Consider the following 21,739-nt stretch of genomic DNA (forward strand, 5'->3'; position numbering starts at 1 on the left):
CGCGAGGGCCACCGGCCCGTTGGCTGCGGGCCGGCCTCGCGACCCCCGCTGCTCGCCGCGTTGTCGGCCAGCCCGAGTGCAAGCCCGGCACACGAACTGCCCTCCGCCTTGCGAGCAGACAAACGGGACTCGCCTCGCTCGGCCGGGGGCTCCGAAACAGACCCTAGGGCCCATCTCGACAAGATCCACCAGTCCCACCCTAGGAGGCTGACCGTGCCCACGACGCTTCGGGCGCCGTCTCGCGGCCGCGGGACCCGGTTCGCCGGCATCACGGCCCGCACCGTGTCCCGCGGTGCCCAACTGGTCGGCAAGCAGAACCTCGGCCTGCTGGCCGGTCTGGCGCTGCTGCTGATCGTCATCAGAACCCAGACCGATCGGATCTTCCTGATCGGCAACCTGTTCGACATCGGCGTCGCGATCTCGATCCTCGGCATCCTCGCGGTCGCCGAGATGGTGGTCATCGTCGCCGGCGGCCTGGACATCTCGATCGGCAGTACCGCAAGCCTCACCGGCGTCACGGTGGCGCTGCTGCTCAAGCACGGCGCCGGCACCACCACTGCGATCCTGCTGGCCATCGCGGTCGGGCTGCTCGCCGGCGCGCTCAACGGCGCGGTCGTGGTGTTCCTGCGGATCAACCCGATCATCACCACCCTGGCCAGCTTCAGCGCCTTCGCCGGCCTGTCCCTGGTGCTCTCGCACGGCCTGGACGTACCGGCCAAGAGCCGACTGTTCGACATCATCGCCATCGACGAGCTGTTCGGCATCCCGTACCCGTTGCTGATGTTGCTGGTGTTCGCGCTGCTGACGCACCTGGTGCTGCGCTACACCGTCGCCGGGCGGCACGTGTACGCGATGGGCAGCAACGCCGACGCGGCCCGCAACACCGGCATCAACCTCGCCTCGTACCGGATGGGCATCTACCTGTTCTCCGGGCTCGCGGCGGCGATCGGCGGCATCATGACCGTCGCGCGCGACTCGCTCGCGCAGGCCAACACCGCCGGCGCCGACCAGGGGTTGATCGCGATCACCGCCGCGCTGCTGGGCGGCGCCGCACTCACCGGCGGCCGCGGCGCGGTGCCCGGCGCGCTGCTCGGCGTGATCATCCTCGGCGTGCTGGACAACGGGCTGATCCTGATGCAGATCCAACCGTTCTACTCCCAGGTCGCCGTCGGCGTGTTGCTGGTCGTCGCGGTGGGGCTGCAGCAGTCCAGGATCCTGTCCCGGCTCGGATCGGCGAGGAGGAAGCCATGACCGACGCCTCCGTGCAGGTACCGCCGGGCGAGCGCACCGGCGGTGGTGGCGGCGACGGGGTGCCGCTGCTGGAGCTGCGGGACATCGCCAAGCACTTCGCCGGCGTCACCGCGCTGTCCGGCGCGTCCCTGACCCTCTACCCGGGGCAGGTGATGGGCCTGGTCGGCAACAACGGCGCCGGCAAGTCCACCCTGGTACGCATCGTGTCCGGCGTGCAGGAACCCGACGAGGGCAGCCTGCTGTGGAACGGCGAACGGGTGCGGCTGCGCAACCCCCGGCAGGCGCGGGCGCTGGGCATCGACACCGTCTACCAGGAACTCGCCCTGGCCGACGACCTGGACGCCACCGCCAACATCTTCCTCAACCGGGAGATCGGCTGGGGCGTCGGTCCGCTGCGCATCAACAACAACAAGCGGATGCGCCGCGAGGCGGTCGAGCTGTTCGAGCGGTTCGGCATCCAGGTACAGGCCTCCGGCGCCGACGTGCGCTCCATGTCCGGCGGGCAGCGCCAGTCCATCGCGATCGCCCGCGCGCTGCTGGGCGGCAGCAAGCTGCTGCTGCTCGACGAGCCCACCGCGGCGCTGGGCGTCAAGGAGTCCGGCCACGTCGAGGACCTGGTGCTGCGGCTGCGTTCGCACCAGGTCGGCATCCTGATCGTCAGCCACAGCGTCGAGCAGCTGCTCAAGCTGTGCGACCGGCTCTGCGTGCTGCGCCACGGCCAGATGGTCGGCGTGTTCGATCGCGCCGACCTCACCGCCCAGGACGTCGTCTCGCTCATCGTCGGCGCCAACGCCTGACCGACCGCGCGTCGTCCACCGGCGCGCGCCGGCGTGCGTGTCCCACCGGCGCGTGCCGGTACGTGTCCGGGTTGTGCGCCCGGCGCCGCACCGAAGGTGGCGCCCGGGCAGCTCGATCTCCTCGCGACCCGGCCGAGCGTGCGGCGGTCGTCGGCCAGCCCCGGGCTGGCGTGCGGCCGGATCAGCAGATGACCCCGCGCTTGCTGCGCGCGCCGTGCGCGGTGGGGTGGGCGCCGATCCAGCGCGGATCCGCCGGCTGGCTGGCCCGCTGGTATCGGGAGTCGCAGGAGAGCCGGAGCCGGTCGGTGTTGTTGTCCAGTCCACAGTGGACAGTGAAGAGGGTGAAGGTGAGCAGGTCGCCGGCCCGGAAGTCGGCGGTGAGCCAGCGGCCGCCCAGTCGCTCCCGCAGCTGACCCGGATCGTCGGTCAGCGCGCCGTTCCACAGCAGGCCCTCGTGGCTGGCGTCGTGCTCGGCGCTGGCGCCGTTGCTGCAGAACTCGTCGACGTCCCGGCTGCCGTACCCGGCGCGCAGGTCGTCGTGGGTGTGCGACCGTTCCAGGATCGCCAACCCGCCGAGCGTGCGGTCGATGTCGCCCAGCGGGGTCCACGCGGTGAGCAGGTCGAGCGTGCCGCGGTTCATGAACACGCTGTCCATGTGCGGCGGGGTGCCGGAGCGCGGTGGCACCGCACGCAGCCAGGTGTAGTCGAAGTGCCGCACCGCCTCGCCGAAGACCGCCTCGTACAGCTCGATCATCCGGCCGGTGTAGAGCAGGTCCAGCAGCGGCGCGCTGTGCGCCGCGACGTCGGGTACGAAACCGTCGAAACCCGGCGCGGCGATCGCATCGTCGGCCCCGCTGCCGGGCTCGCACCGCCCCTGCCGCGCGAGCGCCGCCAGCAGATCGTGCCGGGCCGCCAGCACCTCGTCGCGCGCCAGGTACCCGGGCAGGAACAGGTACCCGTCGGCCGCCAGCCGGCGCCGCAACTCCGCCGCGTCGCCCACCACGTCGTCGGAACGGCGCAGCGCCCCCACCCCGTCGCCGAGGTCGACCCCCTGGGCGCTGATCCGGCCGTCGGCCATCGTGGACATCTCGTACCTCCTGACTCGGGCCTGGCTCTGCTTGCACGGGCTCTGCTCGCTCTGGCCTTCACCGTAGGTCGGGCCGCTCCGGCCGTGTTGCACGAACTGACCCGCCGCCTTGTCGATTCTGGCCGGGCCGGCGATGCTGGGTACATGGCCGAGCGATCGCCGCTGCCATCCCAGCTCGTCGTCCGGGCAACGGCCACGACGCCGGTCGGCGCCGTGCGTGCCGCCGGCCGACTGCGCGCCAGCCACGGCCTGCCCGCCTCGCCCTTGCGCGTTCTGGACAGCTACGCCGCGGTCTACCTGCTCGCCGGCTCGGGCCGCTACGCCGACGCCAACGGCACCCGCACCGCGCTCGCGCCCGGCGACCTGTTGCTGCTGTTCCCCGGCCTCGGCCACACCTACGGCCCGCAGCCCGGCCAGACCTGGAGCGAGCTGTACCTGCTGTTCGACGGCCCCGTGTTCGACCTGTGGCGCTCCACCGGCCTGCTCGACCCGGCCCGACCCGCGCGGCGCCTGGCACCCGTCGACCGCTGGGCGGCCGCGTTCGAGCGGGTGTTCGTCGAACTGCAGCGCACCGGCACCGGCGCCGCCCTGTCCACCGTCTGCGCGCTGCTGACGGTGCTGGCCGACGCCGAGCCCACCGCGCCGCCCGAGGACGCCCAGGCCGACCACTGGTGGCTGTCTCGGGCCAGCGCGCTGCTGGACGCGGACATCCGTCGCGAGCAGCCGCTGGAGGCGATCGCCGCCCGGCTGTCCATGTCGTACGACGGGTTCCGCAAGCGGTTCCGGCGCCTCGCCGGCGTCGCACCGGCCCGCTACCGCACCCAGCGCTCCATCGACCGGGCCTGCGAACTGCTCGCCGAGGGCGAGCTGACCGGCCGGCAGATCGCCGCCGCACTCGGCTTCAACGACGAGTTCCACTTCTCCCGCCGGTTCCGGCAGCTGACTGGCAGCACACCCAGCCAGTTCCGCTCCGCGCTGCCGTCGCTGCCGCACCGCGCCACCGTCGTCTCCGGCCGCACCGACGGCCCGGCCGTACCGGATGGGCGGCAGCCGCCGCACCGACGCTGAGCCGTTCGCGCGGGTTCACGCGCGATCGTCGCCGGGTCGGGCGCTGCGACCGGGACGCTGAGCCGTTCGCGGGGGTTCACGGCATGGCTCGTGCCGGCCGTCGACTATCTGCCGGCGACGAGGCCTTCGATGCCGTCGAGGACCCGGTGCAGCCCGAACTCGAAGGCGTGTTCGGTGTCGCGCACCCCGCGGTACGCGGTCGTCGCCGCGGTTCCGACGCGGACCGCCAGCCGGTAGCGGTCCCGGTCGAGCAACCGGTCGAGGTGCGGCGCGAGTGTGGCCCACCACTGCTCGTCGCTCTGCGTGGCGCCGAGCCGCCGCCACTCGATCAGGTTCGCGGTGGCGCCACGCACGTACTCCAGCAACAGGGTCAGCACCGAGTCCATCTCGACGTCGGTGAGGCCGATGCCCTCGACGGCGCGCAACTCGGCGTCGTACTTGCCGATCACGCCCGGGCCCTGCGGTGGGCGGCGCGGAAACAGCGTCAGCAGCCACGGATGCCGTTCGAACATCGCCCGGTTGGCGCGGGCGACCTGCTCCAGCTGGTCCCGCCAGCCGCCCTCGTACCGGTAGCTCACCTCGGCGCTGACCCGGTCGACCATCAGGTCGAACAGCTCGGACTTGCCGGGCACGTGCCGGTACAGCGACATCGTTCCGGCGCCGAGGCGCTCGGCGACGCGGCGCATCGACAGGTTGTCCAGCCCGTCCGCGTCGGCGATCTCGATGGCGGCCGCCACGACCTGATCGAGGGTCAGCTCCGGCCGACGGCCGAGGCCGGAGTGCGGCCGCGCGTCCCACAGCAACTCGAGCGTGCGCACCGGGTCACCGGGCTCGGCGGATGCGGCCATCGACGACCTCCTCATTCGCGTGTACTGTACTCGAATAGATTGCGTACGGCATACGCGAATGGAGGACGCTGATGGTGGCATCGTTCCGGGTGGGGCTGCGAGTGGCTGACGTGGTGGCTGCCGCGGGCTTCTACCAGGGCCTGGGCTTCGACGAGTTCGGCAGCATCCCGGGCCCCGACGGGCGGTCGGTGATGACGATCCTGCAGCGCGGCGAGGTGCAGCTGATCGTCGACGCGCTGGTCGGCATGCCGTTCCCCGACACCGACCGGGAACGCCGGATCCAGGCCGGTCCGCGCGGGCTCGGCGTCGCGATCGGTCTGGTCGTCGACGACCTCGCGGCCAGCTACGACTACTGCCGCCGCGCCGGCTGCACGATCACGTCCGCGCCGCGTGACGAGCCGTGGGGCCACCGGGTCTTCGAATGCCTCGACCCCCACGGCTACCAGTGGGAGCTGTCCGAGCCCGTGGCCGGCGACCAACCGGCCGACAGCCTGGAAGCCGCCCGGGCCAGCTGGTTCGACACCCCGGCCGCCAGCGACGGGTCGTGAACCGACCGCACGACTCGCCGTGGGACCGATCCCAAGGTTCGACCGGTAGCATCCCGGCATGTCCGAATCCTTGGCTCGGCCACCGCGGCCCAACCAGATCACGGTGGCCGGCGTCGGCCTGATCGTGGGCAGCGGTATCGAGACGGTGGTCGCCGCGATCGCCGCCATCGCCGCGATCCGGGACAGCCTCGGCTATCACGAGCTGCGCGTGCTCTCCCTGCTGGTACCGGTGGTCGGCATCCTGGCCGGCGGCGTGGCCGTGTTCGGCGGGGTGCAGCTGCTGCTCGGCGGCAACCGGAACCTCGCCTACGCGGGTGCGATCGCGTCGCTGGTGCCCGGCACGCTGTGCTGTGTGGCCGGCGGCGCCTTCGGCATCCTCGCGCTGGTGCTGTTGCCCCGCCCGGAAACCCGCGCGCACTTCGGCGAACCCGTACCGGCGCAGAACCCTTCGCCGAACGCGCCGTTCGCCCCCACCTGGCCCGGCCCCACCCCACCGGCGCCCCGACCGACCACGCCGACAGCCGACGACACCCCGCCGGCACCCGGCCCCACCCCGCCGGTGGCCGAAGACGCCCCGCTGGCGCCCACGCCCACCCCGCCGGCAGCCGACGCCAACCCGACGTACCCGGATCCCGCGATCGCGCCGCAGAACCCGGATCCGGCCGCGCCGGGCGCCGACGTCTCTCGGCAACAGGACCGGCCGGAGGAATCGGACCGGCCCGAACACCCCGATCGGCCCACGACGTGAGGTCCTGACGTAGGGCCCGGGTCGACAGTCTCGCCACGACTCGCACGAACCCCGCCGGTACGGTCCGAGTCCGTGGTCATCGCTTTGCCGCGACTGCCTCGGCCGGCCGGAGCCCGGCACCGGACACCGCCCGCCGGGTCCGGCGGCGGTGATAGTGCACGGTCAACACGGCGAGCAGCGGCCCCCAGGCAGCCAGCGGAAGGTACGCGGCGGCGAATGCCACCGACTGCCAGCCGTGCATGACCAGCCCACCGCCGTGCCGCACACCGGTGACCGTGCTGTCCAGCACGTAGTGCATGAACAGTGCGTACGGAAAGATCATCAGCAACGTCGACCCCACGGCTGCCGGGATCACCGCGGCGCGCACGGGCACCGTTCGCCCGCCGAGCCGCGGAAGCCACCGCGGGAACACCTCACCCCAACGGCACACCAACCCCAATGCCAGGAACGCCAGCGCCTCGCTGACGATGCTCAGGCCAACGACGTACACGCCCATCCAGCTGTCCGGGATCAGCGACGGCCCCTCCCCGGGGCGGTGCCCGGACACGCGCTCGACCACCGGTGCCCCGAACGCGAAACCGACGATGCGCCAGACCGAGGACGGCAGCACGGTCAGGCTCGTCAGGTACGCCGTCACCACCGCCCAGCGCGGCACTCCCGCCGCGGTCGGTCCGTGCAGTCTTTCCAGTAATCCCGGTCCGGCCATGGCATCCCCGTCTCTTCGCTCGGCGCGGCTGACGGCTCCAGTGTCGGAACCTCGACGTGCGCGCCGCATCGCGTCGACGTGGTACCCGGCTACCTCCGCCGGGGGATTCGCCCCCCGGCCCGCCGTGGCACGATGCGCCGGTCGAGTCGACCCTCGCCCGAAGACCAAGATCCGCCCGCGAACTGAGCCCCTAGACTGGCGGGCGTGGGGGCGCAGGCGCGGGACGGCGACGAGCCGGAGTCGGTACGGGTCGCCCGGGTGCTGCGCGAGCAGATCATCGACGGCGTGCGCGAGCCCGGCTCCCGACTGGTCGAACGCGAACTGTCCGCCGAGCTCGGCGTCAGCCGGGTACCGGTGCGCGAGGCGCTGCGCAGCCTGGTCGGCGAGGGCCTCGCGGTGCCGCGCCGCAACAGCTGGATGACCGTCCGGGTCTTCACCGAGCGCGACATCGACGAGCTGATCGAGGTGCGTACCGCGCTGGAGCCGCTGGCGATCCGCCGCGCCGCCGAACGCCACGAGCCCGACGCGCTGCGCCGGATGCGCGCCGCACTCGACGCCGAGGGCGACGCCGCCCGCCGCGGCGACGGTACCGCCGCCCGCCGCGCCGCCGCCGACTTCCACGAGGCGATCACCGCCGCCAGCGGCAACACCCTGCTCGACGAGGTCGCGGTGACGCTGTCCGGCCGGATGCGCTGGCTGCTCGGCCAGCACGACGAGTTCGCCGAGGTCTACGACGAGCACGAGGCGATCTACCAGGCGATCGCCGCCGGCGACGGGTCGGCCGCCGCGGAGCTCGCCCGCCGGCACCTGCGCACCAGCCGTACCGCCGCGCACCAGACGACCGACCGGCGAGAGTTGACCTAGAGTTCGGTCTAGCATCTAGCGTCTCGGGGCATGACGATGCGTTACCGGCCGCTGGGCGGCACCGGCATCGAGGTCAGCGCGTACTGCCTCGGTGCGATGATGTTCGGCTCCGAAGGCAACACCGACCTCGACGAATGCACCCGCATGATCCACACCGCGCTGGACGCGGGCATCAACTTCATCGACACCGCCGACGCCTACGGCGAGGACGGCGGCTCCGAGCGCATCGTCGGCGAGGCGCTCCAGGGCCGCCGCGACGACGTCGTACTCGCCACCAAGGTGCACTTCGCGATGGGCGACGGCCCCAACCGCAGCGGCAACTCGCGCCGCTGGATCGTGCGCGCCGTCGAGGACAGCCTGCGCCGGCTCGGCACCGACTGGATCGACCTCTACCAGGTGCACCGGCCCGACCCGACCACCGACATCGAGGAGACCCTGTCGGCGCTGACCGACCTGGTCCACCAGGGCAAGATCCGCGCCTTCGGCTGCTCGACGTTTCCCGCCGACCACCTCGTCGAGGCGCACGCCACCGCGACCGTGCGCGGCCTGCTGCGCTTCCGCACCGAGCAGCCGCCGTACTCGATCCTCGCCCGCGGCATCGAGCGGTCCATCCTGCCGCTGTGTCAGCGGTACGGGATGGGCGTGCTGACCTGGAGCCCGCTGGGCTGGGGGTTCCTGACCGGACGCATCCGCAAGGACGCCCCGGTCGACCTGACCACCGGTCGCGCCGTGCACAACCCGTCCCGGTTCGACCCGAGCCTGCCCGCCAACCAGCGCAAGTACGAGGTGGTCGAGGAACTGGTCACGCTCGCCGACGAGCTGGGCTGCACGCTGCCGCAACTGGCGATCGCGTTCCCGATCGTGCACCCGGCGGTCACCTCGGTGATCCTCGGGCCCCGGACCCCGAGCCAACTCGACGACCTGCTCGCCGGTACCGAGCTGCAACTCGACGACGCCACACTGGACCGCATCGACGAGCTCGTCCCGCCGGGCACCGACCTGATGGAAGCCAGCTGGAACCCACCGGCGCTGACCGACACCACCCTGCGCCGCCGCCCCACCACCGACCGCGCCGCGGCCGATCGCTGACCGAGGCTCCGGGTGCGGCCGACACTCCGGGGTCGGACCGCACCCCGGCCTGAACCGACTCGCGCCGGCACCGATCAGTTTGGCCCGCCGGGATCGTCGGAGACGGTGAAGGGTTCGAACGGAGGGTGCCATGATCGATCTCAAACCGGCGGGGGAGCAGCTGGCGCTGCTGGTCGGCGCGGTGCGCGACGACCAGCTCGACGGCCCGACACCCTGCACCGAGTACGACCTCGGCGCGGTGATCGGGCATGTCGACGAGGTGTCGCAGGGGTTCGCGCGGCTCGCCCGCAAGCAGGTCGACCCCGCCGACCCGGCGTCACCGACCCGGTTCGACGACGGCTGGCGGCAGCGGGTCGCCGCGCATGCACGGGAGCTCGGCGCGGCGTGGGACGAGCCCGGCGCCTGGCAGGGCAGTACCGACGTGGGTACCGAGCTGCCCAACGAGACCTGGGGCAGGATCGCGCTGACCGAGCTGGTCGTACACGGCTGGGACATCGCCCGCGCCGCCGGCCTGCCCTGGCAGCTGCCCGATGCGACGCTGCACGCCTGCCTGGCGCACGTCGAGGTGTTCGTGCCAGCCGCGCCGGTGCCGACCCTGTGGGGGCCGCGGCAGTCGGTCGCCGACGACGCGCCGCTGATCGACCGGATCGTCGCCATCACCGGCCGCGACCCGCACTACGCCGCACCCGGACACGTCGCTCGTAGGTGACGGTCCGGCCGCCGCTGACCGGTCCGGCGGGCCGGCGTCGCCGGTACGTCGCGCCCTGCCGTCGCTCACCGGGCCGCGGAGGGCAACCCGGTCAGCGGCAGCGGCGCCCGCATCGTGACGCTGACGATGCCGTACGAGAAGCCGAGGTGCTCGTTGAGCCGGCGCATCGCCTCGTTGCCGCGCTGGGTCCAGGTGTAGATCTCGGTGATGCCGTGCTCGGCGGCCCACGCCATGCTGGTGCGCTTCAGGGTCGCGGCGACCGACCTGCCGCGCCACTCCCGGCGTACGGCGGTGTAGCCGACCTCCGCCCGCTCCGGGCGATCGGAGTCGAGCTTCAGGCCGGCGACCCCGATCACCTCGTCCCCGGCGACGGCCACGAACATCGCGGCCGGGTCGTTGATCCAGTCCTTCTCCCACTCGGCCAGCGAAACCTGCAACGGGGTCGGATGGTCCATGTCCGGCAGGGTCGGCAGCGCGACCTGGTGGTACGCCGCGGGCCACAGCTCCGGGCGCTCGGCGACCGACACGATCTCGTACCCGGTCGGCGCCTTCGGCCACGGTTCGGCACCGATCCGCCGAACCTGCTCGACCTCCCGGTTGCGCTCCACGAAGCCGAACCGTTCGGCGAACAACCGGGAACCCTCGTCGTCGACGAAGGCGCCCGCCGTGTCGAAGCCCTGGGCAACCGCATGGGCGGCGATCACCCGTACCAGGTGGGTGCCCACCCCGCGGCGGCGGAAGTCGGGATGGACCATCGCCGTCAGCGACGCCCGCTGACCGTCGCCCGAGGGTTCCGCCACTCCGCTGCCGACCACGGCGCCGTCGATCTCGGCCAGCACGATCAGCCGGCCGGGGCGCCCGTTGTCCCGGATCTCGGCGACGGTCGGGCAGCGCTCGTAGGGCATGACCGCGATCCGCACCGCGCGCCAGGACTCGTAGTCGGCGTCGGTGCGCGCCGTCCGGATGGTGGTGGCCATGGCGTCAGCCTGCCGCAGCGCGCCGGAAAGGCAACGTCATTTCTCGGGTTGGCCCCGGCCGTACCTCGCGATGTCCGGTGATCGGGCTGGTACCGGCGTGCTCGGCCGCATCGCTCGGGTGGTTGCGGGTCGTTTCGGGCGGCTGTCACTATTTGCTCGTGGACACACCCGGGCCGCTGCTCTTCGTCGAGGAGGTGCACCGGTTCCCGCCGTGGCACCGGCAGCAGACCCGGCCCGGGCTTGCCCTGGTGTACGAGTCGGCCGCCGGCCAGCTCAGCGCGCCGGTCGGCGGCTACACCGCCGGCGAGCTGTGGTGGCGGCACCCGCGCCGGGTGTACGGGGTGGACCTGACCCGGCAGCGCCTGCAGGTCACCGCGACCCGCGCCGACGGCGAGCGGATCCGGGTCACCGGCGTCGCCCGCGTGCACGATCCGGTCGCCGTGGTCGCCGCCCGCTCCGTCGACGGCTGGCGCGACTGCCGCAAGCACCTGACCAGCCTCGCCGAGCGCCCGCCGGCGCAGCGCCGGGCAACCTGGGACGCCGGCGACGGAATCCTGCTCACCGACATCGAGACCGGCCCCGTCCCCGCCGGCCACGCTCCCGACGCGGGGACCGAGGCGGGCGTCGAGGTCGAGCGGTGACGCGGGAGTTCGTGTCCTGGGCCGTCGGCGTACCCGGGCACCTGCTCGGTGGCTGGGACACGCCTCTCTGGGTGCGCGAGCTGGTGTGGTGGGCGCTGCTGGCGGCCGCCGGGTTCGTCCTGGCCCGGCTGCTCGGTGCGGTGCTTCTGGGCGTGGTGAAGGTGGCCGGCCCGGCGCTGGTCGTGCTCGCACACGTGCTGATCATCGTGCTGCAGGGGCTGCTGCTGGTGCCCGACTTCCTCCTGGCGAGCCTGTCGCGGCGCGCCACCGGGAGAGCGCCGACGCTGGTCCACCGGTACGGGCAGGCCGTGCTCGCGGCGGGCGCCTGGGCCGAGCACGGCGTACGGCGGCTGCCGGCGCGGCTGGAGCTGGCGATGTGGCGCGGCCGGGTGCTCGGCTGGCTGCTGGTGATCGTGACCCTGGTATTGGCGTGGAACGCCGCGTCCTGCGCGGCGACGCCGACCGGCCTGGTGTGCCAGCCGGGCCTCGCGCACGTCACCGACTGGCTCTGGCCGGACTGACCCTCGGCAGCAACGGCGATGAGTTTCCCGGCGTTGTCCAGTCTGCATGGACGTAATCCGACTTCAGGGAGCTCATCATGACCGCGACCTACACCATCGACGTGTTCAGCAGCCTGGACGGCTTCGGCACCGCCACCGGCGACTGGGGCGGGTACTGGGGCAAGCAGGGCCCCGAACTGCTCGAGCACCGCCTCGGGCTGTACGACCGGCCGCAGCGCATGGTCTTCGGCGCCAACACCTATCGCGCGTTCGCGAGCCTGCTGTCCGGCGGTACCGAGGAGGCCGTGCACGACGAGTGGGTGACCCGGATGCGTCACATGCCCGCGACGATCGTCTCGACGACGTTGACCGAGCCGCTCGACTGGCCGGACGCGACGGTGGTGTCCGGTGACGCCGTCGAGGTCGTCGGCCGGCTCAAGCAGGAGTCGCCGGTGCCGCTGCGTTCGCACGGCAGCCTGTCGATGAACCGTGCGCTGATGGCCGCCGGCCTGGTCGACCGCGTCCAGGTGACCGTGTTTCCGGTGATCACCGGGCAGACCGGGACCGAGCCGATCTTCGCCGGTGCCGCCGACTTCGACCTCGAACTGCTCGAGTCGCACACCCTGGACGGCAACATCCAGGAACTGGTCTACCGGCCGACGCTGCACCGGGCGGCGCCCTGAGCCGGCCGACGTGGTCGCTCAGCCGTCGTGTTCCCACTCCAGCCGGACCACCAGGCTCGCCTCGCCGCTGGCCTCGGCCAGCACGCTGGTCAGCTTGCCGGACTTGATGGCGAACTTGAGGCCGAACTCGACGCCCACCTTCTGCGGCCGGCGGGGCAGCCCGTCGTGCACGGTGCGGTAGACCCAGCTGCCGATGCGGTGGATCGACTCGGTGGCGTCGGCGAGGTCGAGCCGGTTGAACGCGGTCGCGTCGCCGCCGGCGTCGGCCACCCGGATCTCGGCCTCGATGGTCTCGCCCGGCCCCACCTCGACCTGCTCGATCCGTGACTGCATCAACTGTTCCCTTCGTCGTGGTGCCCGTGCCGGCTCCCGGCCCTGCCGTCCCCGAGCCGCGTGCCGATGCTGCCGGCCGCGCGCCGCGCGCCGAACTCTTCGTCCTTGCGTCGCGCGCCGATCCGGTCGGCCCCGCGGCTCGTGCCGAGCCGGTCGTCCAGGGCGCGCAGCGCCCGCGCCGCGCGCGGGCGCGGCACCGCGGGATCGGCGAGCAGCTGAGCCGCGGCGGCGCGAAAGCTCCACGCCAGCCTAGCGTCGCCGGCCAGCACCGCTGCCGCGTCGCGGGCGGCGGCGCCGTCCAGCGACGCCAGCGTCGCCAGCGCGTCCGCGCGCAGCCCGGGATCGGCTGCGGGGGCGGTGATCCAGCCGACCAGCCGGTCGCGTGCCGCACCCGGCGCGAACCGGCCCAGGTGCCACAGCGCCTCGGCGCGCTGCACCCCGGGCAGCCGCGGATCGTGTGCCAGCCGCAGCAGCAGCTCGGCCGCCAGCTCGTCGAGACCGACGCCGGCCAGCACCCGCGCCGCGCCGAACCGTTCCAGCACCGTGTACGTGCCGTCGCCGGCCAGCGTGCGCGTGGCGCGCCGCGTGCTGTCCGGCGCACGGTGGTGCACCTGGGCGATCGCGGCGGCCGCCCGCAGCGCCACCAGCCGCGGCGCGGTGCGGTCGGGCTGGGAGTACCGGAGCGGGGCGGTGACCGGGGCGGGATCCGGTTCGTCGCCAGGTGCCTGTACCAGCGCCTCGAACAGGTCCAGCGCCTCGACCCGCTCGACCAGCGGGCGGCCGGGCTCGACGATGCGGGCCAGCACCGCGGCGTCGAGCATCCCGGCCTCCGCGGTACCGGTACTCGCGCCGTCCGGGCCGCCGAGATCGGGTGGCAGCAGCTCGGCCAGCAGCCGCGCGGCGCGCATCCACGTGGCGCCGTTGTCGCCGGTCGACACGACCTGACCGAGCCGGAACGCCGCGTACCGCCGGTCCCGGTCGGTGCCGACTGCGGCGAGTGTCCGCATCGCCCACAGCCGGCCCTCGGTGGCCCGCGGCCGGTACGCAAGCTCGCGCAGCAGCCGCCGGGCCGGCTCGCTGTCCCGCTGCTCCACCAGCGTGCGGGCGGCCTCGATGCGGGTGACCAGGGCGGTCCGCGGGTCGTGCATCACCGCCTCCAGGCACCAGCCGCCGCCCCCGCGTACCAGCAGGACCCGCAGCACGTCGCGCAGCCGGGCCAGCGACACCTCGTCGTCGAGCCGGCGGATCCGCCGCAGGTTCGGGCGTACCAGCTCCAGCAGCTCGCGCCGATCGGCGTCGGGCAGCGCGATGCCGTCGCGCAGTACCGCGCAGAAGTTGCCGACCGCGGCCCAGGCGCCGACCGTGCCGCCGCCGCTGACCAGCTCGACCGCGTCCAGCGTGATGCGCCGCGCCCACGGCTCGCCGCCGGAGCGGCCCCCCAGCCCGAACCGGCGGCCCAGCAGCAGGCGGCGCAGCAGCGGTACCGGGTCGTTGCCCAGCTGGATCCACCGGGCCAGCCCGAACAGGTCCCGGCTGCTCGGACCCAGCGCGTCGATGTCGGCCAGCCACGCCGTAGGGTCGAAGTGCCGGGCGGCATGTCCGGCGGCGAGGTACTCCGCGAAGCTCTGGTGGCTGAACGCCAGCCCGTTGCGCTGCGCGACCAGCAGCCCGCTGCCCAGCAGCAGTTCGCGCAGCAGCGAGGCCAGGGGCACCCCGGCCGGCACCTCGGTCGCCTCGTGCACCCACGCCTGCGCCTGCTCGATCGTGGGCGCCTCGGCCCGTTCGAGCCACCGGTGCGCCAGCTGTTCCAGGCAGGCCTCGGTATGGTCGAACAGCCAGTCGGCGAACGACTCCGCCGCCGGGCCGAACGGCCCGAGCGTGCGGCGCAGCTCGTCGCGGGTGCTCAGCCGCACCCGTCGGGTGTACAGCAGCGCCTGCACCGTCTCCCGGTACAGGCTGGTGCGGTCGGCCGGCAGCGACGCGTCCGGGTCCCGCTCGTACACGATGGCCGCGATCGTCGCCAGCAGCGGCACCTGCACCAGCGAGAACAGCCGGGCCCGGCGCACCTCGGCGAGAAACCCGGCGCTGAGCGCCTCGGCGCGATCCGGGGTGCGCCAGGCGAACCAGTGCCGGGCGAAGGCGGCCAGCCCGGGCCGGTCGAACGGGTCGAGCACGTATTCGCCGTACCGGTCCGCGGCGCCGGTGGCCACCCCGTCGGCGAGCGCGTCCAGCTCGCCGTCCGGCAACACCCGGCTGGTGATCAGGAACCGTGCGTCGGTGCCGAACTCCGCCAGCCGGTCGTGCAGCACCGCGAGCAGCCGGGAGCGCTCCGCCGCGGCGAGCACCTCGTCGACCCCGTCGATCAGGTACAGCCAGCTCGCGCCCGGTGCCGGTGGCGCCTCGAACAGGGCGGGCTCGATCGCGCTGTCCAGGTGCATGCCCAGCTCGGCGGTCACCGCCTGCGACACCGCCACCGGGAACGGCGCCCGGGTCCGGACCAGTCCGGCCGCGGACAACCGGACCGCCACGACGGGCCCGGCCTTCGGCGCCGCCGCCCGGTCGGTGTCGGGATCCGCGGCGAGCCACCACGCCGCGGTGTCCACCGCCAGGTGCTGCACCAGCGTCGACTTGCCGCTGCCCGGCCCACCCAGTACCAGCACGTTGCGGTTGCGGCGCAACACATCGGGGACCGCGGCCGGCTCGGCGTCCTCGTCGGTACGGCGGGTGTGCTGCCGCACGTACACCGACGACAGCGGCGGCGGCCGGTCGTCCAACCCGTACGGCAGCCGGTCGACGACCCGGTGCTGCGCGGCGAGCAGCTGGTACAGCGGGGTGCCCGGATCCGGCCGCAGCAGCGACACCGTCGGCGCCGTGGTCCGAAACAGCTCCGGATGCTCGTCGAACAGGTCCTGCACCGCCGCGGTGCGGATCAGCCAGCCGCCACGCGGCGTCGCGTAGTCACGTGACCCCTTGACCACCCCGTACACCTGGCCGGTCGCCGGGTCGAGCACCGGACCGCCGCTCATGCCGCGGTGGATCTCGGCGTTGGTGACGTTGAGGTACCGCGCGCCGCTGCGCCCGCCGACCCACAGCTCGACGCCCTCCACACCGATGCCGGGATCCGGTGTCGCCGCGGTGAACCCGTACGCGACCAGCCGCCGCGGCACCTTCGCGCCCGGCTCGGCCAGCCACGGCACCGGATGGTCGATCGCGACGCCGACCCGGATCACCGCGAGATCCGGGAAGCCGTAGAACGAGCCGGCGCCGAACTCGCCCGGCGCTCGAACCACGACCTCACCGGGCAGCTCGTGCCCCTCCCAGCGCAGCAGCACCCGGTCCGGCTGCTGCCACACCACGTGCGCGCAGGTGAGCACCACACCGTCGGCGGCGAAGAAGCCGCTGCCCAGGTGCGCCCCGCCGGACCACACCTGCACCGTCGACCGGCGCCCCATCTCCAGCGCCACCCCGAACCGCACCGCCATTCCCGCAGCCTACGAACCCGCCCCCACCCGAGGCGAGACCGTACGGTGCGGGGTGGGCACCCGCTAGACGGTGGCGAGGAAGTCGCGCACCGCCGCGGCGAACGCCTCCGGCGCGTTGGTGTACACCAAGTGGTCGGCTTCCACCTCGACCGCGCGGGTGTCGGCGCGGCGCTCGACCATCGCGCGCACCTGCTCGGCCGGAACGACCCCCTCGGTGCCGTGTACGAGCAGGGCCGGGCAGCTGGTGGCGGTCCAGTCGTCCCAGTGGTCACCGTGCACCTGCTCCTCGGAGTCGTACATGTCCTGCGGGTGGAACGGCAGTCGCCAGCTGCCGTCGGCGTCCCGCCGAAGCCGGTCGGCGAAGTACGGCGCCGCCGGCCCCAGGCCCGCGACCAGCGCCTCGCGGCTCGCTGCCCGGTACGGCAGGTTCAGCAGGAAACTCAACGGGTTCGGGCCGTCGAGGCCCAGCGCCGCCGGCCCTTCGGCGTCGACCAGCGCATCGACCCGCCCCGGATGGCGGGCGGCGAACTGGTAGGCGTTGATCGCGCCGAGCGAGTGGCCGAGCAGTACCACCCGGTCCAGCGCCAGGTGGTCCAGCAGTGCCTGCAGGTCACCGAGGTAGCCCTCGCGCGAGTAGTCGGCCGCGCGGTCGGACTCGCCCTGGCCGCGCTGGTCGGGCGCGATCACCCGCCACTGCGGGCGCAGCGCCTCGGCCAGTGCCGCGAACGTCGACGCCTCGGACAGGTGTCCGTGCAGCGCCACCAGCGGCCGGCCGGTACCGCCGAAGTCGAGGTAGGACAGCCGGCGCCCGTCGATGACGAGTTCGGCGCGGGTCGCGCTGTCGGTACGGATGGTCTCGGTCATGGTCGCTCCTTGGCTCCGACGTGCTGTCGAGGAAGACCGTAACAGCAGTTTGCTCGATCGTGCAGCACGATCGAGCAACTCGATCGTGCAAACTCCCGAGTGGTCACCGGCGTGGCCGGTGTAAGCGACGCTGGGCAGACCGTTCCGGTTCGCGGCGGCACGCGCGATCCGGACGCCACTTCACCGGAAGATCTGGGAGATGAGGATCCCGACGAAGCGCTGCGCTAGAGATCGGCGGTCTTCACCTGGTGGCCGGCGCCCGGGCCGCCTGCGTGGCGCGATCGCCGCAGGATGCCGACGGCGAGGGCCGCGATGCCGGCTGCGGCGGCGGCCGCGAGCAGCCGCTCGAACAGGCCGCTCAGGCTGGGGGCCAGGACGTCGGCGGCACCGAGCGCGAGGAACAGGATCCCCGTCCCGCGGGCCGGCCACGCCCAGGACTGCCAGCCGGGAACGCGCCGCATGGCGTGGGCGAGGAAGAAGCCGGCGAGCACGAGCACCAGCAGCCCGATCGAGGTCATGGTGTTGTCCAGCGTTCCGCCGGAGTTCGAGATCATCCGGGTGGTGGTGCACCCCGGGTCGGCCATCCGGCAGGCCACTCGTTCGAAGGGGGTCAGCAGGTCGCCGAGGCCGGCGACGGACAGGGTGAGCAGGATCGAGCCCACCGTCGCGGCCCAGCCCCCCGAGCGCAGCGCGGGCCAGACGGAGCGGAGCGTGAACACGATGGTCGCGGCCCCGCAGAGCGTGATCACGATCAGCAGGAACAGCGGGTGCGGCGCGGTGACCGCGTACATTTCGCTGATCGAATGTGCCAGGACTCGGTAGCGCGGGCCCTGCCACGAAGCGGCGACGAGCCAGCTGGCCACGAAGATCACCTGGGCCGTGAGGCCCACCTGCGCCCAGCGCCGGATGCTGGCCCATCGCTCGGGCGGGCCGTGCACCGGGCTGAGCACGTCGGATTGTCCAGTGGCCATGGTCTCGTCCTTCCGTCCTGCCTGTGGCGCCGCGCCGGATGTGGCGGGGCTTCGGGAGATGTCGTTGACTCTTCGGTTACCGGGTGGCGGTGGCCAGCGCCGCACGGATGGCGTCCTCGCCGGCCGGCTGGCCGTTCTCGTTCGAGTACGGCCCGTACGGCGTTCCCCACACGGGCGTGCCCGTCTCCTGCGGCCAGCTGTCGGCCAGCGATCCCGCGTCCACCACGCCGTACCCGATGGAGTCGATGAATGCGGTCACCGCCGCCTTCGCCGGCGCGGAGTCACCGGCGATCGGCAGAAACGAGCGGTCGGCGGCCCCGGCCGGGCGGGGAAGTGCCAGCAGGTGCCGGAAGAAGATGTTGTTGAACGCCTTGACGATCAGGGCGTCCGGGACGTACCGCGAGAGCAGCTCGCTCGACGTGCGGGAGTTGTCGTCGAGTTCGGGGATGTGCCCGTCACGCTCGGGGCCGTAGTTGCAGGTGTCGATGACGGTCTTTCCGGCCAGCGGCACGGCGGGCAGGCGGGGAAGGGCGCTGAGCGGTACCGCGACCACGACGAGGTCACCGGCCGCCGCGGCCTCCTCGCTCGTCGCCGCGGACGCCCGCGGCCCCAGCTCCTCGACCGTGTCCGCGAGTGTCTCCGGGCCACGCGAGTTGCTGAGCACCATCCGGTGCCCGGCCCCGACCGCGAGGCGGGCAAGGGTCCTGCCGATGTTTCCGCTTCCGATGAATCCCACCGTCGCCACGGTCTTCACGCCCTTCGAAACAACCGAACCTGTCGGTTGTCGCGCTCCCGGAGTCAGCCGGCGGGGAAGTAGTTTCCGTTGTCCAGATTGGCGAGCAGGCCGGGCTGGGCGGGTTCCCAGCCGAGGATCCGGCGGGTGAGGAGGTTGGACGCAGGGTAGCTCTGCGTCACGATGTTCGTGAGGAACCCGAAGTACCCGGGCGTCATCAGCTCATCGTTGGGGACGCTCACGGCGGGCAGGCCCAGGCGGCTCGCGATGGCCTCGGCGATGTCGCGGAACCTGATGCCCCCGTCCTCGACCGCGTGCCAGTACCTGCCGGCCGCCCCCTTCTCCAGGGCCATCCGGAACAGGATGGCGGCATCGTGGACGTGCACGGCGTTCCACAGATTCGCGCCGTCGCCGGGATAGCCGACGAACCCCTTGTCCTTCGCGAGCGCGATCAGCATGGGCAGGAAGCCGGCGCGATCGCTCGTGCCGTGCGCGATGTTGGCGAGCCGTACGACCGAGGACCGCACCCCCTGCTCGGCGAGGTCGACGACGGCGCTCTCCACGACGTTGCGGGCCCGCAGGGTGCCCCGGTGCTCCTCGCCGGCGGGCAGGGCCGGGTCGTCCTCGGTGACCGGCCGCCCCAGGTTCCCGGGCGAGCCGATGCTTCCCGCCACGACCAGCGGCTTTCCGGTGCCCGCGAGCGCCGCACCGTATGCGTGCATGATGGGGAGCTCCGCGGCGGCCACGGCGTCCATCCCGCCGGAGGGCAGCAGGTCCTGCCGGTGGCCGACGTGGACGACGCCGTCGGAGTCCGCGGCTGCCTGCTTGAGCCCGTCGAGATCCTGAAGGTCGCCGCGGTGCACCTTCGCGCCGAGGGCGGACAGGGCCGCCGCGGACCCGTCCGACCGGGCCAGACCGGTGACCTCGTGCCCGGCGGCGATGAGCTCGGGGATGATGTACGAACCGGAATGGCCGGTCCCCCCAGCGACGAATACGCGCATCTGACTGTCCTTGTGAGGGTAGGTGCAGGGGGTTTTCTCGCGCCGGAGAATGGCGTCCGGCGCGAGAAAAAGTGGCGGAGACGAGCTCAGCCGAGAACGGTGATGCCGAGAGAAAAATTGGTGTGCTTGACGGAGTGAGTCATCAGCCCCAACTCCAGCAGACCGACGTTTTCCAGTGCCCGCGCCATGAACAGCTCTCCGATGTCCCAGGGGCGTAGCCCCAGGCTTTCGACGAACGAGGACAGGCGTGCTTTCGCCTGCTCGTCGTCGCCGGCGATGAAGATGTCGAGCGGGCGGTCCTCGGCCGGGCCGGCCGTCAGGATGTGGGAGAACACGGTGTTGAACGCCTTGACGACGGGTGCGTCGCCGGGAGCCGCCTTGGCGAGTTCCTGAGCGCCGGAACTGTTGTCGGGCACCACGAAGCCCTGCAGATCGGGGGTTACGGGGTTGGTGATGTCGACGATGATCTTGCCGCTCAGCGCGTCCCCGTACTCCCACACCACCGCCGCCGCTCCGGCGTACGGCATCGCGAGAATGACGATGTCCCCGGTCGGGACGGCCCCGGGAGTGCCGACCGAGGCGCCGCCGAGCGCGGCGGCCAACTCCTTGGCCTTGACCTGGTCGCGGCCGATGATCTCGACGGCATGGCCGCCGGCGAGTGCCCGGCCGGCCAAGGCGCGAGCCATGTTTCCCAGTCCGATGATGCTGATGGCGGTCATGGGCGTTCCTTGCTTTCCGGGCTTTGGCCCTGCAGTCAATTCGGCGTCGAATTCTCGTGTCGCATTCACGTCGACGCCTTGGGTGTCCGTTTTCGATGCTGCCATCGAATCCGAACAGCGTCCAAGACCTGTTGAAGCGGTGGTGATACCCTGGGGACATCACCGGATTTAGGGGTTCCGTGGATCTGGATCTGCGCAAGCTGCGCTACTTCGTGACCGTGGCCGACCGGCTGCACTTCGGCCGCGCCGCCGAAGAGCTGCACATCGCCCAACCGGTGCTGAGTCGACAGATCCGCGCGCTCGAGCACGATCTCGGGGTCTCGCTGTTCAGCAGGGACCGCCACGGGGTCGAGCTGACAGCTGCGGGAAGGCAACTGCTGGCCGACGCCGGTCCGTTGCTCGCGTCCACCCACGCGGTCCGCCGGCGGGTTTCCGCGGCCGCGACCGGCACGCGACGGCTGATGGTCGGTTTCCGGGCCGGTATTCCGGTCATTCCGGCGACCCGTGCCTTCGAGAAGCAGCACCCGGACGTGCTCGTGGACGTGCGGCGGATCGAAGGCGACGACCAGGCGGCGATGCTGCTCGACGGCCGCATCGACATCGGCTACGTGCGGCTGCCCATCGACGAGGCCGGCCTGCGCATCATCCCGCTGTACGCCGAGCCGCGGATGGCGGTGCTGCCCGCTGGGCACCGGTTCGCCGGCAAGGACGAGATCACCGAGGCCGACCTGGCCGGCGAATCGCTGATCTGGCACGGAGACCAGGGCGCGCAGCCCACCAAGCTGCCGTTCCGCAACGCCGGGTACCCGGTGCGCGGGGTGGACGAGACGCTCGAGCATGTCGCGGCCGGGCGGGGCATCTCCTTCCTGGCTCGCTCGGCGTCGGTGTTCTACTCGCATCCCGACGTCGTCTACGTGCCCGTTCCGGAACTGGCACCCGACCAGGTGTGCCTCGCGGTGACGGCATCGCAGGCCTCGCCGGTGGTGCGTGACTTCGTCGCTGCGGCCCGGTCGGCGGCCGGGATCACGTCGGAGTGCGGGAACTACGAGATGTGGCAGCTCGGCGGCGAGGCCGCCGCTACGCCTGAGTAGCCCGCTCCTGCTCTGCAGCGTGCCATCGC

The 21,739-nt window shown here is 72.6% G+C and carries 23 protein-coding genes; 12 read left to right on the forward strand and 11 right to left on the reverse strand.

The annotated features are described in order from the left end of the window. Positions 1–213: 213 nt before the first annotated feature. A complete protein-coding gene (locus NUM_RS07165; RefSeq protein WP_207123859.1) occupies positions 214–1,251 on the forward strand; it encodes an ABC transporter permease in 1,038 nt (345 codons plus the stop codon). Next, on the forward strand, positions 1,248–2,048 hold the full coding sequence (locus tag NUM_RS07170; RefSeq protein WP_207123862.1) for an ATP-binding cassette domain-containing protein: 801 nt from the start codon (positions 1,248–1,250) through the stop codon (positions 2,046–2,048). The genes NUM_RS07165 and NUM_RS07170 overlap by 4 nt, the downstream gene beginning before the upstream one ends. Positions 2,049–2,229: 181 nt before the next feature. Here the strand turns inward: NUM_RS07170 and NUM_RS07175 are convergent, their stop codons facing one another. Beyond that, positions 2,230–3,135 carry a phytanoyl-CoA dioxygenase family protein gene (locus NUM_RS07175; RefSeq protein WP_207123864.1) on the reverse strand — a complete coding sequence of 302 codons (906 nt, stop codon included), beginning with the start codon at positions 3,133–3,135 and terminating at the stop codon, positions 2,230–2,232. 144 nt (positions 3,136–3,279) lie between these two features. On the opposite strand from NUM_RS07175, the gene NUM_RS07180 reads away from it, so the two are divergent. Then, positions 3,280–4,203, forward strand: coding sequence for a helix-turn-helix transcriptional regulator (locus NUM_RS07180; RefSeq protein ID WP_207123866.1), 924 nt, complete (start codon positions 3,280–3,282; stop codon positions 4,201–4,203). Positions 4,204–4,307: 104 nt separating this feature from the next. Here NUM_RS07180 and NUM_RS07185 read toward each other — a convergent pair whose 3' ends face one another. Next, the gene (locus NUM_RS07185) at positions 4,308–5,051 is read right to left on the reverse strand and encodes a TetR/AcrR family transcriptional regulator (protein WP_207123868.1); all 744 of its coding nucleotides are present in this window, start codon (positions 5,049–5,051) and stop codon (positions 4,308–4,310) included. A gap of 71 nt (positions 5,052–5,122) precedes the next feature. On the opposite strand from NUM_RS07185, the gene NUM_RS07190 reads away from it, so the two are divergent. Beyond that, on the forward strand, positions 5,123–5,599 hold the full coding sequence (locus NUM_RS07190; RefSeq protein WP_207123870.1) for a VOC family protein: 477 nt from the start codon (positions 5,123–5,125) through the stop codon (positions 5,597–5,599). 58 nt (positions 5,600–5,657) lie between these two features. Further along, positions 5,658–6,347: a hypothetical protein gene (locus NUM_RS07195; protein WP_207123872.1), complete on the forward strand. Its 690-nt coding sequence runs from the start codon at positions 5,658–5,660 to the stop codon at positions 6,345–6,347. Positions 6,348–6,423: 76 nt separating this feature from the next. On the opposite strand, the gene NUM_RS07200 is transcribed toward NUM_RS07195, so the two are convergent. After that, positions 6,424–7,053, reverse strand: a complete 630-nt coding sequence (locus tag NUM_RS07200; RefSeq protein WP_225918387.1) for a hypothetical protein — start codon at positions 7,051–7,053, stop codon at positions 6,424–6,426. A 204-nt stretch (positions 7,054–7,257) separates the two neighbouring features. Here NUM_RS07200 and NUM_RS07205 point away from each other — a divergent pair, with 204 nt between their 5' ends. The 3 genes from NUM_RS07205 (at position 7,258) to NUM_RS07215 (ending at position 9,715) form a co-directional block, all read left to right on the forward strand. Beyond that, a complete protein-coding gene (locus NUM_RS07205; protein WP_207123874.1) occupies positions 7,258–7,917 on the forward strand; it encodes a GntR family transcriptional regulator in 660 nt (219 codons plus the stop codon). A gap of 36 nt (positions 7,918–7,953) precedes the next feature. Next, a complete protein-coding gene (locus NUM_RS07210) occupies positions 7,954–9,006 on the forward strand; it encodes an aldo/keto reductase (protein ID WP_207123986.1) in 1,053 nt (350 codons plus the stop codon). A 130-nt stretch (positions 9,007–9,136) separates the two neighbouring features. After that, a complete protein-coding gene (locus tag NUM_RS07215; RefSeq protein WP_207123875.1) occupies positions 9,137–9,715 on the forward strand; it encodes a TIGR03086 family metal-binding protein in 579 nt (192 codons plus the stop codon). Positions 9,716–9,780: 65 nt separating this feature from the next. On the opposite strand, the gene NUM_RS07220 is transcribed toward NUM_RS07215, so the two are convergent. Continuing rightward, on the reverse strand, positions 9,781–10,692 hold the full coding sequence (locus NUM_RS07220; protein WP_207123877.1) for a GNAT family N-acetyltransferase: 912 nt from the start codon (positions 10,690–10,692) through the stop codon (positions 9,781–9,783). Between the two features lie 158 nt (positions 10,693–10,850). Between NUM_RS07220 and NUM_RS07225 the strand changes: the two genes are divergently transcribed. The 3 genes from NUM_RS07225 to NUM_RS07235 all read left to right on the forward strand — a co-directional run bounded on the left by NUM_RS07225 (position 10,851) and on the right by NUM_RS07235 (position 12,516). Then, entirely contained in the window at positions 10,851–11,333 is a 483-nt protein-coding gene (locus NUM_RS07225; protein WP_207123879.1) for a hypothetical protein, read from the forward strand. After that, positions 11,330–11,854, forward strand: a complete 525-nt coding sequence (locus tag NUM_RS07230) for a hypothetical protein (protein ID WP_207123881.1) — start codon at positions 11,330–11,332, stop codon at positions 11,852–11,854. Before NUM_RS07225 ends, NUM_RS07230 begins: the two co-directional genes overlap by 4 nt. A gap of 77 nt (positions 11,855–11,931) precedes the next feature. Next, the gene (locus tag NUM_RS07235) at positions 11,932–12,516 is read left to right on the forward strand and encodes a dihydrofolate reductase family protein (protein ID WP_207123883.1); all 585 of its coding nucleotides are present in this window, start codon (positions 11,932–11,934) and stop codon (positions 12,514–12,516) included. A gap of 18 nt (positions 12,517–12,534) precedes the next feature. On the opposite strand, the gene NUM_RS07240 is transcribed toward NUM_RS07235, so the two are convergent. The 7 genes from NUM_RS07240 to NUM_RS07270 all read right to left on the reverse strand — a co-directional run bounded on the left by NUM_RS07240 (position 12,535) and on the right by NUM_RS07270 (position 20,619). Further along, positions 12,535–12,849 carry a CU044_2847 family protein gene (locus NUM_RS07240; protein ID WP_207123885.1) on the reverse strand — a complete coding sequence of 105 codons (315 nt, stop codon included), beginning with the start codon at positions 12,847–12,849 and terminating at the stop codon, positions 12,535–12,537. Beyond that, positions 12,849–16,331 (reverse strand): serine protease, encoded by a 3,483-nt coding sequence (locus NUM_RS07245; protein WP_207123887.1) that lies wholly within the window; start codon positions 16,329–16,331, stop codon positions 12,849–12,851. The genes NUM_RS07240 and NUM_RS07245 overlap by 1 nt, the downstream gene beginning before the upstream one ends. Before the next feature lie 63 nt (positions 16,332–16,394). After that, entirely contained in the window at positions 16,395–17,195 is an 801-nt protein-coding gene (locus tag NUM_RS07250; protein ID WP_207123890.1) for an alpha/beta fold hydrolase, read from the reverse strand. A gap of 224 nt (positions 17,196–17,419) precedes the next feature. Next, entirely contained in the window at positions 17,420–18,166 is a 747-nt protein-coding gene (locus NUM_RS07255) for a DUF998 domain-containing protein (protein ID WP_225918388.1), read from the reverse strand. Between the two features lie 76 nt (positions 18,167–18,242). Beyond that, the gene (locus tag NUM_RS07260) at positions 18,243–18,902 is read right to left on the reverse strand and encodes an NADPH-dependent F420 reductase (protein ID WP_308440553.1); all 660 of its coding nucleotides are present in this window, start codon (positions 18,900–18,902) and stop codon (positions 18,243–18,245) included. Positions 18,903–18,964: 62 nt separating this feature from the next. After that, entirely contained in the window at positions 18,965–19,900 is a 936-nt protein-coding gene (locus NUM_RS07265; RefSeq protein ID WP_207123893.1) for an SDR family oxidoreductase, read from the reverse strand. An 86-nt stretch (positions 19,901–19,986) separates the two neighbouring features. After that, positions 19,987–20,619 carry an NADPH-dependent F420 reductase gene (locus tag NUM_RS07270; protein WP_207123895.1) on the reverse strand — a complete coding sequence of 211 codons (633 nt, stop codon included), beginning with the start codon at positions 20,617–20,619 and terminating at the stop codon, positions 19,987–19,989. 179 nt (positions 20,620–20,798) lie between these two features. Between NUM_RS07270 and NUM_RS07275 the strand changes: the two genes are divergently transcribed. Next, positions 20,799–21,710 (forward strand): LysR family transcriptional regulator, encoded by a 912-nt coding sequence (locus NUM_RS07275; protein WP_207123896.1) that lies wholly within the window; start codon positions 20,799–20,801, stop codon positions 21,708–21,710. The last annotated feature ends 29 nt before the right edge of the window (positions 21,711–21,739 follow it).

Source organism: Actinocatenispora comari (genome assembly GCF_017312725.1).
GTDB lineage: Bacteria > Actinomycetota > Actinomycetes > Mycobacteriales > Micromonosporaceae > Actinocatenispora > Actinocatenispora comari.

Bases quoted from the DNA above. Each gene is read 5' to 3' on its own strand.
- NUM_RS07180 (WP_207123866.1), top strand. From the start codon at position 3,280: ATGGCCGAGCGATCGCCGCTGCCATCCCAGCTCGTCGTCCGGGCAACG.
- NUM_RS07240 (WP_207123885.1), bottom strand. From the start codon at position 12,849: ATGCAGTCACGGATCGAGCAGGTCGAGGTGGGGCCGGGCGAGACCATC.
- NUM_RS07245 (WP_207123887.1), bottom strand. From the start codon at position 16,331: ATGGCGGTGCGGTTCGGGGTGGCGCTGGAGATGGGGCGCCGGTCGACG.
- NUM_RS07210 (WP_207123986.1), top strand. From the start codon at position 7,954: ATGCGTTACCGGCCGCTGGGCGGCACCGGCATCGAGGTCAGCGCGTAC.
- NUM_RS07255 (WP_225918388.1), bottom strand. From the start codon at position 18,166: ATGGCCACTGGACAATCCGACGTGCTCAGCCCGGTGCACGGCCCGCCC.
- NUM_RS07235 (WP_207123883.1), top strand. From the start codon at position 11,932: ATGACCGCGACCTACACCATCGACGTGTTCAGCAGCCTGGACGGCTTC.
- NUM_RS07170 (WP_207123862.1), top strand. From the start codon at position 1,248: ATGACCGACGCCTCCGTGCAGGTACCGCCGGGCGAGCGCACCGGCGGT.
- NUM_RS07220 (WP_207123877.1), bottom strand. From the start codon at position 10,692: ATGGCCACCACCATCCGGACGGCGCGCACCGACGCCGACTACGAGTCC.
- NUM_RS07265 (WP_207123893.1), bottom strand. From the start codon at position 19,900: ATGCGCGTATTCGTCGCTGGGGGGACCGGCCATTCCGGTTCGTACATC.
- NUM_RS07200 (WP_225918387.1), bottom strand. From the start codon at position 7,053: ATGGCCGGACCGGGATTACTGGAAAGACTGCACGGACCGACCGCGGCG.
- NUM_RS07195 (WP_207123872.1), top strand. From the start codon at position 5,658: ATGTCCGAATCCTTGGCTCGGCCACCGCGGCCCAACCAGATCACGGTG.
- NUM_RS07250 (WP_207123890.1), bottom strand. From the start codon at position 17,195: ATGACCGAGACCATCCGTACCGACAGCGCGACCCGCGCCGAACTCGTC.
- NUM_RS07190 (WP_207123870.1), top strand. From the start codon at position 5,123: ATGGTGGCATCGTTCCGGGTGGGGCTGCGAGTGGCTGACGTGGTGGCT.
- NUM_RS07270 (WP_207123895.1), bottom strand. From the start codon at position 20,619: ATGACCGCCATCAGCATCATCGGACTGGGAAACATGGCTCGCGCCTTG.
- NUM_RS07215 (WP_207123875.1), top strand. From the start codon at position 9,137: ATGATCGATCTCAAACCGGCGGGGGAGCAGCTGGCGCTGCTGGTCGGC.
- NUM_RS07175 (WP_207123864.1), bottom strand. From the start codon at position 3,135: ATGTCCACGATGGCCGACGGCCGGATCAGCGCCCAGGGGGTCGACCTC.
- NUM_RS07185 (WP_207123868.1), bottom strand. From the start codon at position 5,051: ATGGCCGCATCCGCCGAGCCCGGTGACCCGGTGCGCACGCTCGAGTTG.